The following is a 12,044-nucleotide window of genomic DNA, read 5'->3' as shown; positions in this document are numbered from 1 at the left end:
TTTCAACTGACACGCCGCCATCGCGAGCAAGCCCGCTCCCACCCGTCAGTTCTGTATACGGCTCAGGTCTCGCATGCGCTGCAATACCGCATTCAAGCCATTACTGCGCGACACTGACAACTGCCGGGAAAGCCCCAGTTGATCGAACCAGTCGGGCAGGTCAACCCTCTGCAAATCGGCAGCCGACAGGCCGTTAACCCGCGCCAGCAGCAACGCCACCAAACCACGAATCATCCGCGCGTCGCTGCGCGCGGCAAATTGCCAATGGCCATCTTGCAGGCGGCCGACCAACCACACCAGGCTTTCGCAGCCCTGTACGAGGTTGGCGTCGACCTTATCCTCATCGGCCAGGGCCGGCAGCCGCTCGCCCCATTGCATCAACATCCGTGCGCGTTGCTCCCAACTGCCGACTGCTTGAAAAGCCTCCAGCGCGCTGACTGCATCCACCGGCAAGCTCATCGCAACAGCTCCAGCGCCTGGTCCAGCGCTTCAAAAAAACGCTCCAGGTCGTCGGAATCGTTGTACAGCGCCAGCGACACACGAATCGCCCCCGACAAGTGCATCGCCTTGAGCAACGGCATTGCACAATGATGCCCGGCACGCACCGCAATACCTTGCTCGGTCAGCACGTGCGCGAGGTCGGCATTGTGCACGCCGTCCACCACAAAACTGGCCAACGCCACGTGCGGCGAACCCAGCACGCGCACGCCGTTGCGTGCTTTCAGCCCGCGCAGCAGGTAGTCGTGCAAGGCCGCTTCATGGGCGACCACGGCCTGTTGATCCAGCGAACTCAGGTAATCCAGTGTGGCGCCCAAGCCGATCACGCCGGCAATCGGCGGCGTGCCCGCTTCAAAACCCAGCGGCGCGGGGCGGAAACTGGCGCTGTGGTAGTCCGCCTGTTGCACCATCTCGCCGCCAAACTGCCAGTGGCGCAGGTGATGCAGGGCTTCGTTGCGCCCGTACAACACGCCGACGCCGTCCGGCCCATAGAGCTTGTGGCTGGAGAATACGTAGAAATCGCAGCCCAGCGCCTGCACATCATGGCGGCCATGGACGATGCCTTGGGCGCCATCCACCACGCTCAGTGCGCCGTGGGCCTTGGCCATTGCCAGCAAGGCTTCCAAGGGTTGCCAGGCGCCGAGTACGTTGGATAACTGGCTCACCGCCAGCAAGCGCGTGCGCGGGCCGATCAACCCGGCGGCGGCATGAAGGTCAATCACGCCGTCCTCGCCCAGCGGCAATACCACCAGCGTGAGCGCGCGACGTTTGGCCAGTTGCTGCCAGGGCAGCAGGTTGGCGTGGTGTTCGAGGGCGCTGATAACAATTTCATCGCCGGCATTGAATAAGTGCTCAAGGCCATAGGCCAGGAGGTTCAGCGCAGAGGTTGCGCCGTGGGTAAAAACAATCTGCCCGCTGTCACCTGCGTTCAACCACTGCGCGACCTTGTTGCGACTGTCTTCAAAGGCCTGGGTAGCGTGGGCGCCCGGCAAATGCTGGGCACGGTGCACATTGGCTGCGCCATTGGTGTAGTAATGGCTGATCGCATCCAGCAGGGCTTGAGGTTTTTGCGTGGTGGCGGCGTTGTCCAGGTAGGTCTGGTCTTGCCGTTGCAGGGTGGCGATGGCCGGAAAATCAGCGCGCCAGGGGGAAGGCACAAGCATGGTGTTCATAACTCGTATGGCGAGCCGCACCGCAAAGGCACGGCTCGCTAGTGGCATCGAGTGGCTGCTTAGTTGTGAGCGTGCAGCGCTTCGTTCAGTTCGATAGCCGATTTGTGGGTTTTGCACTCCACGGCACCGGTCTCGGAGTTGCGGCGGAACAGCAGGTCGGGTTGGCCGGCCAATTCGCGGGCTTTAACCACCTTAACCAGTTGGTTTTGCTCGTCGAGCAGTGCAACTTTGGTCCCGGCAGTCACGTACAGGCCTGACTCTACGGTATTGCGGTCGCCCAACGGGATACCGATGCCGGCGTTGGCGCCGATCAGGCAGCCTTCGCCCACCTTGATCACGATGTTGCCGCCGCCCGACAGCGTGCCCATGGTGGAGCAGCCGCCGCCCAGGTCGGAGCCTTTGCCGACGAACACGCCAGCCGACACGCGGCCTTCGATCATGCCCGGGCCTTCGGTGCCGGCGTTGAAGTTGACGAAACCTTCGTGCATTACCGTGGTGCCTTCGCCCACGTAGGCGCCCAAGCGGATACGCGCGGCATCAGCGATACGCACGCCGGCCGGAACCACGTAGTCGGTCATTTTCGGGAACTTGTCCACCGAGAACACTTCCAGCAGCTCGCCACGCAGGCGCGCTTCGAGTTGGCGTTCAGCCAGTTCGCTGATGTCGATCGCGCCCTGGCTGGTCCACGCCACGTTCGGCAACTGCGGGAACACACCGGCCAGGCTCAGGCCGTGCGGCTTGACCAGGCGATGCGACAGCAGGTGCAACTTGAGGTAGGCCTCGGGCGTGGACGTCAGTGCCGCGTCTTCAGCCAACAGTGTGGCCACCAGCGGGGTGTGGCTTTCAGCCAGGCGGCTGAGCAAAGCCGCTTGAGCACTGTCGACGCCTTTAAGCGCGTCGGCCATTTGCAAGGCCTGGGTGACAGTAAATGTAATGGCCTGGTTGCCGTCGGTGTAACCAATGATCGGCGCGATGGCGTTGATGATTTCAGCCGACGGGTTGAGCAACGGTTGTGCGTAAAACACTTCCAGCCAAGCACCTTGGCGGTTCTGAGTGCCGACGCCGAAGCCCAGGCTGAACAGGGAGTTGGACATGCTGTTACCTCTACAAAAATGGAAGGGCTGGCCTACGTAAGGGCTGCCGAATAACTATCTGGCTTGAAGCCAATCAGGGTTCTGTCGCCGAGATCGAGCACTGGGCGCTTGATCATCGAGGGTTGTGCGAGCATCAATTCAATGGCTTTCGACTGATCGAGATCGGCTTTGCGTTCGTCTTCGAGTTTGCGAAAGGTGGTGCCCGCACGGTTCAAAACCACCTGCCAACCGTGCTCGTTGCACCATTGGGTCAAGTGTTCGCGGTCGATACCGGCCGTTTTGTAGTCGTGGAACGCATAGCTCACAGCGTGCTCATCGAGCCAGGTGCGGGCCTTTTTCATGGTGTCGCAGGCTTTGATGCCAAAAAGGTGCAACGTTTTGCTTGAAGCGGTCAAGGAATTGCCCCCCTCTGATCTGATGCTGTGTACGAAAAAAACTAAAGATCACGGATTATGCCATGACCAGCGCGTTTGGGTGCCGCTCGTCACGGTCATGCAGCGCCTGGGTGGGTAACATAGCCGGGTAATATGGCACTTCAACGGCCAGTTGTTGCCAGATAGGTGTCGTTGCAAGCCGATTGTCCGGGAAACCCGCGTTATGCAAACCGCCTACACCGTTCTTATCTTGCTGATGCTGGTCAGCGTTTCGCGCCTTGTGGGGCGTGTCATTCCTCTGCCGTTACCCTTGGTGCAGATCGCCGCCGGTGCCTTGTTGGCCTGGCCGACGTTGGGCCTGCATGTGGCCCTGGACCCGGAGCTGTTCTTGTTTCTGTTCCTGCCGCCGCTGTTGTTCTCCGATGGTTGGCGCATGCCCAAGCGCGAGTTGTGGCGCCTGCGCGGGCCTATCCTGACGTTGGCGGTGGGGTTGGTGCTGTTCACGGTGGTCGGCGCCGGTTATTTCATTCATTGGCTATTGCCTGCAATTCCACTGCCGGTTGCCTTCGCCCTGGCGGCTGTTTTATCACCGACCGATGCCGTGGCGGTGTCAGCTATTTCCCAAAATCGTTTGCCCAAGCCGCTGATGCACATGCTGCAGGGCGAAGCCTTGATGAATGATGCCTCGGGCCTGGTGACGTTCAAGTTCGCGCTGGCGGCGGCGCTGACCGGCGTGTTTTCCCTGGCGGATGCCAGCCTGACCTTTGTGCTGGTGGCGGTGGGTGGCCTGGCCGTCGGCGTGGCATTGAGCTGGTTGGTCGGCCGGTTGCGTGCCTGGATGATCGCGCGGGGCTGGGACGACCCGGCTACCCACGTGGTGTTCATGTTGCTGCTGCCGTTCGCCGCGTATGTGTTGGCTGAACGCCTGGGCGCATCGGGTATTTTGTCGGCGGTAGCGGCGGGCATGATGCAAAGCTGGCTCGACTTGCTGCCACGCCAAACCAGTACGCGCTTGCTCAATCGCAGTGTCTGGTCGCTGTTGGAGTTCGCGTTCAACGGCCTGATCTTCCTGTTATTGGGCCTGCAGTTGCCGGACATCATCAAGGCGGTGGTGAGCCATGAGCCGACGCTGTGGCCAACCCTGTTGTATCGCTGCCTGGAAGTGATTGCGATTTTTATGGTGCTGGTCGTGCTGCGTTTTATCTGGGTGCAAAGCATCTGGCGGCTGTCGGGTTTGCTGCGCCGCCTTCGTGGCAAAAGCGAGTTGACCATGGTGCCGACGGCCCGTTCCTGCTGGCTGTTGACCGTCGGCGGCGTGCGCGGTGCAGTGACGCTGGCGGGTGTGATGTCGGTGCCTTTGCTGTTGGCGCCGGGGCAGGATTTCCCGGAGCGCGACCTGCTGATCTTTATTGCTGCCGGTGTGATCTTGCTGTCGTTGATTTCCGCCTGCATCGCCTTGCCCTTGCTGTTGCGCGGTATCGAAAAAAGCCCGGATGAGCAGCGTCACAATGAAGTGCGCGAGGCGTGGAAAAAAACCGCGGTGGCCGCCATTCATGCCCTGGAAGCTCAGGAACCGACAGAAACCGAAAGCCAGGACGCCGCTCAGGCCGCGTTGGCGACCGAGCTGAAGGCGCGTTTGATGTCGGAATATCGCCACCAGTTAGACGTGTTCAACGACTCGGCCGAAGCCCAGGCGCTGGCGCAGCAGATGGACCAGCTTGAGCGCAGGCTGCGCCTCAGGGCCTTGCGCGCGCAGCGGTTGGAGTTGTACAGCTTGAGCCGCCATCACCAGATTGGTGATGACGTGTTGCGCGAGGTGTTGGCGGACCTGGATATGAGTGAGGCGAACCTTGGTTTGCACAAGTAGTTCACTGCTGGCCTAAGGCTGTTCCGGTTTTGGATAAGCCATGTGTGCCCAGGCAATGTCCCCGTCGCTGATCTCCCAAGACTCACTCTGGCCCCAATTGCCATCAGTCAGGCTCGGTTCGACCTCGTAGTGCATGACCGAGTCGGGGTCGTAAGGCAGAAAATCGTAGGTGCTGCTGCGAGGCAGCGGCAGCAGGTTTTTTTCCATATCCTGCTCGTTCAAGTAGCCCCTGACCTTGTAGCTTGCAGCTATTTTTTTGATGTCCCAAGGGATATCGGCTTCGGGATGTTGGTGGGCATGATGGGCACCCAGCATGTGCCCGAACTCATGCATCACCACGTATTCAAACCTCGGGTCCGCATGGTTCCCGGGCAGGTACATACTGGGGTACCAGGGTTGTTCTTTGGCGTCAGTCCCTGATTTCGATGAGCCGCCGGCGTCGCCCGCAAGATTGCGCGAGATGCGCACATCACCTTCGTCGCCGCTCACGAATTCAAACTTCAGATTGATATGCGGCAACCAGTGGCTGGCGGCTTTTATGACTGCCTTCACGTATTCATCGTCGATTTCGTAATCATACAGAGCGATCTTGAGCGTACTGTGTTGCGGCCAATATTTGCCCGGTTCACCGATATTGCGCCTTCTCCTGGAAAGGCTTTGGGTGTGGGTGTCTAAACTGTCAGGTTCAATGGACGGCTCGCAGTGGCGAGTATAAACAGGCAGCGGTGGCAAGTTATTGATCATCAGTGGCACTCAACGGGTTGGATATACACATGTTTATTCGACCTGAGCCTGGAGAGATTCCTGGCTTATTGTTTGTGGTTACGCTCCCGTGATGAATGAGGGGTCGACACGTGCACTGCACTGCGTGATGGGGGGGAGTAAGGCAGGGCTACTGACCTGGCAGCCGTGCAATAAGCATCAGGGTAGTGGTGATACAGAGGTGGGAGGATAAAGAAATGCCATGAATTTTTTATCGCCTTCTGATAGCTCCTCGTTGAAACCGACTTGACTCCCATCGGTTGTTACCGAAGGCAGAACTTTGTAGTGCATAATTGAAGCGGCGTCATAAGCTGATTGGGTTGTGGTTGTTGGGTCGTGTGGTTTTAAAAAATTTTCATAGGTGTCCGCGTCTGAAATATTATCCAGTGCAGCGGCCTTATACAGCTTTTCCGTGTCCCACTTTATAGTGTTCTCCGGGTGTTGGTGTTCATGCTCAAGGCCCAGTGCGTGACCGAACTCATGCCGTATTGTCTGGTTCAATAAATCAGCCGTTTGAACGAGGTCAATGTGCATGGTGGGGGCGTCGATTGGAAGTGTTTTTGCCTCCGTGCCTATGGTTGACCAACTCCCGCCACCCTCTTTTTTTCCGGATATCCTGATATCCCCATCATTGCTGTTGATGAAATCAAATTTCAAATTGGTGTAAGGCTGCCAAAGGTTTATATTTTTTTTAATGTAGTTTTTTGCGCCGTCAGGCATGTCGAACATGGAGATGGTAATGGTTGAGTTTTGTGGCCATAGATACGCGGTAGTGGCGATGCCACGGGCATGTCTGATTGCTTCGGTTGGCGCTGTTTGAAGGAGGGTGAGTGCAGGGTTGGTATACAAGTCAAACGTGGCGTTAACAGTCATCATTATTCCTGTGGAGGCGTAAGTGAAGTTAGTTAAGCAATAACGGCCTTGCACACCTTGCGTGGTGTGTTCTAAATATTCAGTTCCATTAACAGCGATTATAAGGCGCCGTTAACGGCGCCTGTCTAACCTGCACCGCGTTGCACGGTGCGGGTATGGAAGCAGTTACTGCTTGCGCTGGATAAACGCGCGAATCCGCTCGGCCGCTTCCACGCATTCAGCCAGCGGCGCGACCAGCGCCATGCGCACGCGACCGGCGCCAGGGTTAACGCCGTCGACTTCGCGTGACAGGTACGAGCCCGGCACCACGGTTACGTGTTCCTCTACGAACAAGTCCCGGCAAAACGCAGCATCATCGCCATTCACATTCGGCCACAGGTAAAACCCGCCGTCCGGGCTTTGCACGTCCAGCACCGGCTTCAGAATCGCCAGCACCGCGTCGAATTTTTCGCGGTACAGGTCACGGTTGGCCAGCACATGGGCTTCGTCTTGCCAGGCGGCGACGCTGGCCAGTTGGGTTTGCACCGGCATCGCGCAGCCGTGGTAGGTGCGGTACAACAAGAACGCTTTGAGGATAGCCGCGTCGCCGGCCACAAAGCCCGAACGCAGGCCTGGCAGGTTGGAGCGCTTGGACAAGCTGTGGAACACCACGCAACGCTTGAAGTCAGTGCGGCCCAGTTCGACGCAGGCGCTCAGCAGGCCCGGCGGCGGCGTTTGCTCGTCGAAGTACAGCTCGCTGTAGCACTCGTCGGCGGCGATGACGAAGTCGTATTCGTCCGCCAGGGCGATGAGTTTTTTCAGTGTGTCGACGGGGATCAGTGCGCCGGTAGGGTTGCCTGGCGAGCACAGAAACAGGATCTGGCAGCGTTTCCAGACGTCCGCAGACACGGCGTCAAAGTCCGGGTTAAAGCCGTTTTCATCCAGGCACGGCAGGTAATGCGGCGTGGCACCTGCAAGGAAGGCGGCGCCTTCGTAGATCTGGTAGAACGGGTTCGGGCTCACCACCAATGCGTCGTCGCTGCGGTTGACCACGGTCTGGGTAAAGGCAAACAGCGCTTCGCGCGTGCCGTTGACCGGCAGGATGTTGCGCGCCGGGTCCAGCCAGCCCTTGGGCACATTGAAGCGGCGCTCGCACCAGGCGCCAATCGCCTCACGCAAGGCCGGGATACCCAGCGTGGAGGGGTAAACCGCCATCTGGTCGAGGTTATCAGCCAACGCCTGGGCAACAAATGCGGGGGATTTATGCTTGGGCTCGCCAATCGACAACGCAATCGGGCGTTTGTCCGGGTTCGGCGTGACGCTGCCCAGCAGGGCGCGCAATTTTTCGAACGGGTAGGGCTGCAACTGGTTCAGAGCGTTGTTCATGATGTTCTCTGTCAGGATGAACGCTGACCCTGTGGGAGCTGGCTTGCCTGCGATGGCATTGCTGCCACAGGAATCGCGTTCACAACGTTAAAATTCAAATCGTCAGGCGTGTCAGCTCGACGCCAGGCTCCTGGGTCACGCTCAATTGCTGGACGATTGCTGCCTGCAAACGTCGGCACAGCTCTGGGTCGGACAGTGGTTGGTTGTCGGCATCGGTGATAAAGAACACGTCTTCCACGCGCTCGCCGAGGGTTGCAATCTTGGCATTCTGCAACGACAGGTCGAACTCCAGGAAAATCCCGCCAATGCGCGCCAGCAAGCCTGGGCGGTCCGGCGCGCTGAGTTCGAGCACCGTGACCGGGCGCTGGGCGTCGTTGGAATGGTCACTTGGGGCGCAAACGCAAAGTGCTTGAGTTGGCGCGGCACCCGGCGCTGGATAATGGTCGGGTAGTCGTCGGGGTTGCGCAGGGCTTCGGTGAGGCCTTCGCGAATTTTTTTAACCCGCGCGGGGTTGTCGCCAATCGAGTCGCCGTCGGTGTCGAGCACAATATAGGTGTCGAGGGTGAACTGGCTGCTCGAGGTGATAACCCGGGCGTCATGGATGTTCAGGTTGAGCTGGTCCATGGCGGCCACGGTCACCGCGAAGAAGTCGTGCTGGTCCGGTGCGTAGATGAAAATCTGCGTGCCGCCCTCGAATTCACGTTGGGTGGTTTCCTTGATCAGCACCAACGGGCCGCCATCAGCCGGCTGCTGCAGAATCGCGTCACTGTGCCAGGCCACGTCGCCCGCGGTGTGGCGCAGAAAGTAATCATCGCCCAGTTGCGACCACAACTGCTCGACGTCGTCCGGGTCGTTGCCACCGCGCACCAGTATGTCCAGGGCGGCGCTTTGGGTGCGGCGGATCTGCTCTTCGCGGTCCACCGGGTTTTCCAGGCCACGGCGCAAGGCGCGCTTGGTCTCGGTGTAGAGCTGGCGCAACAGGCTGGCGCGCCACGAGTTCCACAGGGTCGGGTTGGTGGCGTTGATGTCCGATACCGTCAGCACGTACAGGTAGTCGAGGTGCGTTTCGTCGCCGACGATTTGCGCAAAATCGTGGATCACCTGTGGGTCGGACAAGTCCTTGCGCTGGGCGGTGGTCGACATCACCAAGTGGTTCTGCACCAGCCAGACGATCAGGCGGCTGTCCCACGCGGGCAGTTGATGGCGCTGGCAGAAGGCCTCTGCGTCTACCGCGCCGACTTCCGAATGGTCGCCGTGACGGCCCTTGCCAATGTCGTGGTACAGGCCGGCCAGGTAAATCAGCTCGGGCTTGGGCAGCCGCGCCATGAGCTTGCTGGCCAGCGGGAATTTCTCTGAGACCTGGGTGTACTGCAACTTGCGCAGGTGTTTGATCAGGTTCAGGGTGTGCGCGTCCACGGTATAGATGTGGAACAGGTCGTGCTGCATTTGCCCGACGATAAAGCCGAACTCCGGCAGGTAGCGCCCCAGAATGCCGTAGCGGTTCATCCGGCGCAGGTTGCGGTGGATGCCGATGCGGCACTTGAACAGCTCGATAAACAGGCTGGTATTGCGAATGTCGTTGCGGAAGTCGTCGTCGATCAGGTGCCGGTTTTCGCGCAGCAGGCGGATGGTGTCGGCGCGCACGCCTTTGATTTCCGGCTGTTGGGCCATCAGCACGAAGATTTCCAGCATCGCGAACGGGGTGCGCTGGAACACGTTGTCGTTGCGCGCCTCGATATAGCCGTCGTGCAACTGGAAGCGCGAGTTGATCGGTTGCGGTGGCGCCTCGTCTTCGGGGGCCAATATCACTTCTTCGAAGTGCTGAATGATCAAGTCACTGAGCTGGGCGATGCTCATGACCACCCGGTAATACTGCTGCATGAAGCTTTCGATGCTGGTTTTGGCATCTTCGCTTTCATAGCCCAGCAGGGTCGCGATAGAGCGCTGATGGTCGAACAGCAGGCGGTCTTCGGAGCGCCCGGCGAGCATGTGCAGGGCGTAGCGCACCTTCCACAAAAACTCTTGGGACGAGGCCAGCAACGCGTTCTCGCTTTCCACCAGAAAACCTTCGCCTGCCAGGGCGCGCAGGTTCAGCGTGCCGTATTGGCGACGGGCCACCCACAGGATCGTCTGGATGTCGCGCAGCCCGCCCGGCGAGCCTTTGACGTTGGGCTCCAGGTTGTACTCGGTGTCGTTGTACTTGTGGTGCCGGGCTTTTTGCTCGGCGCGCTTGGCCAGGAAGAAATCCTTGCTTGGCCACATATGCGCAGTACTGGTGACTTCGAGCATGCGCTGGCGCAGGCGTTCGGGGCCGGCGATGGTGCGGCTTTCCATCAGGTTGGTGATGATGGTCAGGTCGGCGCGGGCCTCTTCGGCGCATTCTTCTACCGAGCGCACGCTCTGGCCGACTTCCAGGCCGATGTCCCACAGCAGCGTCAGAAACCGCTCGATGGAATCGCGAAAAATCTCATGATCGGCGCTGTCGAGCAGAATCAGCAGGTCGATGTCGGAGTAAGGGTGCAGCTCGCCACGCCCGTAGCCGCCGACCGCCACCAGGGCGATGTCGGCGTCTTCGCTCCAACTGAACTGTTCCCAGGCTTTTTGCAGGATATTGTCGACGAACCAGGCGCGGTCCTCGATCAGCCGACGAATGTCCCGGCCCTTGCGAAAGCGCTCATCAAGCACCTCGCGCGCCTGACGGATAGCCTTCTTGAAGGCTGCGATGGGGCTTGCCTTCAGTGCCAGTTCGGCCTGGAACTGGCCGCGGTCGAAGAGTTCGGGATCCACCTGGGGCATCGATCGGCTTTCCTTTCTATCTATCAGTCAGTCACAACACGGAGTGGGAAAACCAGGGCCAGCCTTACGCCGAAATACGCGGGATTGTGTCGTCGGCGCGCAGGGTGAAAATTTCGTAACCGGTGTCGGTCACCAGCAGGGTATGTTCCCACTGCGCCGACAGCTTGCGGTCTTTGGTGATGGCGGTCCAGCCGTCGCCCAGCACTTTGGTGTCGGCTTTGCCCTGGTTGATCATCGGCTCGATGGTGAAGGTCATGCCGGCTTTCAGTTCCATGCCGGTGCCGGCGCGGCCGTAGTGCAGGATCTGCGGTTCTTCGTGGAACACCTTGCCGATGCCATGGCCGCAGAACTCGCGCACCACCGAGAAGCCGTTCTTTTCAGCGTGCTTCTGGATCACTTCACCAATGTCGCCCAGGCGGCAGCCGGGTTTGACGATTTCGATGGCCTTGTACATGCATTCCTGGGTGATCTGCGACAGGCGCTCGGCCCAGACCGGCACGGTGCCGACGTGGAACATGCGGCTGGTGTCGCCGTGGTAGCCGTCTTTGATCACGGTGACGTCGATATTCAGGGTGTCGCCATCTTTGAGCGGCTTGTCGCCCGGGATGCCGTGGCACACCACGTGGTTGATCGAGGTGCAGATCGACTTGGGGAAGCCTTTGTAGTTCAGCGGAGCAGGGATGGCTTTTTGCACGTCAACTATATAGTCGTGGCACAGGCGGTCCAGGGTTTCGGTGGTGACGCCTGGCTTGACGTGTTCGGCGATCATTTCCAGCACGTCGGCAGCCAGTTTGCCGGCAACGCGCATGCCGGCGATGTCTTCGGCGGTTTTCAAGGTAACGGTCATACAGGCTCTCTCTAGCGCGACGCGCTGAAATCAATACGGTTTACGGGCGTGCGACAAAAGGTTACAGAATTCGCACAAGCCCCAAAAAACGTGATTCTACCAGACGTGGGTGGCAAATTATGAGCGCCTGGTGATCGCTTCTTTCTATAGGCATCAGTATCGAGCTGCCTGTATCGCGAGCAAGCCTGCTTCCACATAGGCCTGGAGCCTATAAAATGGGGCTTGTTGGGGCTATTCAAAGGGTTACGCAAAAGCGTCACACGGCAACTGTGAATTCGGGTTTCGTTTTTGTCCTTCATATGGTATAAAATGCGCCGCTTTCCGGGGATACCCCGCGAAGCTTAAATCCACACACGTGTCGACACGATGACCTGGGTGCCGGAGGCCTTGAAGCCG

At 59.3% G+C, this 12,044-nt stretch carries 9 protein-coding genes and 1 pseudogene; 1 reads left to right on the top strand and 9 read right to left on the bottom strand.

The window, feature by feature from the left end:
• Nucleotides 1–45 precede the first annotated feature (45 nt).
• The 4 genes from F0169_RS14780 to F0169_RS14765 all read right to left on the bottom strand — a co-directional run bounded on the left by F0169_RS14780 (nucleotide 46) and on the right by F0169_RS14765 (nucleotide 3,159).
• Nucleotides 46–459, bottom strand: a complete 414-nt coding sequence (locus F0169_RS14780; RefSeq protein WP_122250998.1) for a SufE family protein — start codon at nucleotides 457–459, stop codon at nucleotides 46–48.
• Nucleotides 456–1,661, bottom strand: a complete 1,206-nt coding sequence (locus F0169_RS14775; protein ID WP_152746925.1) for an aminotransferase class V-fold PLP-dependent enzyme — start codon at nucleotides 1,659–1,661, stop codon at nucleotides 456–458. The genes F0169_RS14780 and F0169_RS14775 overlap by 4 nt, the downstream gene beginning before the upstream one ends.
• A gap of 68 nt (nucleotides 1,662–1,729) precedes the next feature.
• The gene (gene dapD, locus F0169_RS14770) at nucleotides 1,730–2,764 is read right to left on the bottom strand and encodes a 2,3,4,5-tetrahydropyridine-2,6-dicarboxylate N-succinyltransferase (RefSeq protein ID WP_058412432.1); all 1,035 of its coding nucleotides are present in this window, start codon (nucleotides 2,762–2,764) and stop codon (nucleotides 1,730–1,732) included.
• A 32-nt stretch (nucleotides 2,765–2,796) separates the two neighbouring features.
• Complete coding sequence (locus tag F0169_RS14765; protein WP_058412431.1) at nucleotides 2,797–3,159, bottom strand: ArsC family reductase; 363 nt, start codon at nucleotides 3,157–3,159, stop codon at nucleotides 2,797–2,799.
• Between the two features lie 202 nt (nucleotides 3,160–3,361).
• On the opposite strand from F0169_RS14765, the gene F0169_RS14760 reads away from it, so the two are divergent.
• Nucleotides 3,362–5,005, top strand: a complete 1,644-nt coding sequence (locus F0169_RS14760) for a Na+/H+ antiporter (RefSeq protein WP_152746924.1) — start codon at nucleotides 3,362–3,364, stop codon at nucleotides 5,003–5,005.
• Between the two features lie 12 nt (nucleotides 5,006–5,017).
• Here F0169_RS14760 and F0169_RS14755 read toward each other — a convergent pair whose 3' ends face one another.
• The 5 genes and pseudogenes from F0169_RS14755 to map form a co-directional block, all read right to left on the bottom strand.
• Nucleotides 5,018–5,749, bottom strand: a complete 732-nt coding sequence (locus F0169_RS14755) for a M12 family metallopeptidase (protein WP_152746923.1) — start codon at nucleotides 5,747–5,749, stop codon at nucleotides 5,018–5,020.
• A gap of 177 nt (nucleotides 5,750–5,926) precedes the next feature.
• Nucleotides 5,927–6,640 carry a M12 family metallopeptidase gene (locus tag F0169_RS14750; protein ID WP_172979445.1) on the bottom strand — a complete coding sequence of 238 codons (714 nt, stop codon included), beginning with the start codon at nucleotides 6,638–6,640 and terminating at the stop codon, nucleotides 5,927–5,929.
• Nucleotides 6,641–6,805: 165 nt separating this feature from the next.
• On the bottom strand, nucleotides 6,806–8,005 hold the full coding sequence (dapC, locus tag F0169_RS14745) for a succinyldiaminopimelate transaminase (RefSeq protein ID WP_152746921.1): 1,200 nt from the start codon (nucleotides 8,003–8,005) through the stop codon (nucleotides 6,806–6,808).
• 94 nt (nucleotides 8,006–8,099) lie between these two features.
• A pseudogene (locus F0169_RS14740) lies at nucleotides 8,100–10,801 on the bottom strand ([protein-PII] uridylyltransferase).
• A gap of 64 nt (nucleotides 10,802–10,865) precedes the next feature.
• Nucleotides 10,866–11,648 carry a type I methionyl aminopeptidase gene (gene map, locus F0169_RS14735; RefSeq protein WP_058412425.1) on the bottom strand — a complete coding sequence of 261 codons (783 nt, stop codon included), beginning with the start codon at nucleotides 11,646–11,648 and terminating at the stop codon, nucleotides 10,866–10,868.
• Nucleotides 11,649–12,044: the final 396 nt, after the last annotated feature.

Source organism: Pseudomonas kitaguniensis, assembly GCF_009296165.1.
In the GTDB taxonomy this organism is placed as follows: Bacteria; Pseudomonadota; Gammaproteobacteria; order Pseudomonadales; family Pseudomonadaceae; genus Aquipseudomonas; species Aquipseudomonas kitaguniensis.
Note: the sequence above shows the minus strand (reverse complement) of the source record. Positions and strands in the feature narration are given on the sequence as shown.

Coding starts and splice junctions, on each gene's coding strand:
- F0169_RS14780 (WP_122250998.1), bottom strand. CDS start 459: ATGAGCTTGCCGGTGGATGCAGTCAGCGCGCTGGAGGCTTTTCAAGCA.
- F0169_RS14775 (WP_152746925.1), bottom strand. CDS start 1,661: ATGCTTGTGCCTTCCCCCTGGCGCGCTGATTTTCCGGCCATCGCCACC.
- dapD (WP_058412432.1), bottom strand. CDS start 2,764: ATGTCCAACTCCCTGTTCAGCCTGGGCTTCGGCGTCGGCACTCAGAAC.
- F0169_RS14760 (WP_152746924.1), top strand. CDS start 3,362: ATGCAAACCGCCTACACCGTTCTTATCTTGCTGATGCTGGTCAGCGTT.
- F0169_RS14755 (WP_152746923.1), bottom strand. CDS start 5,749: ATGATCAATAACTTGCCACCGCTGCCTGTTTATACTCGCCACTGCGAG.
- F0169_RS14750 (WP_172979445.1), bottom strand. CDS start 6,640: ATGACTGTTAACGCCACGTTTGACTTGTATACCAACCCTGCACTCACC.
- dapC (WP_152746921.1), bottom strand. CDS start 8,005: ATGAACAACGCTCTGAACCAGTTGCAGCCCTACCCGTTCGAAAAATTG.
- map (WP_058412425.1), bottom strand. CDS start 11,648: ATGACCGTTACCTTGAAAACCGCCGAAGACATCGCCGGCATGCGCGTT.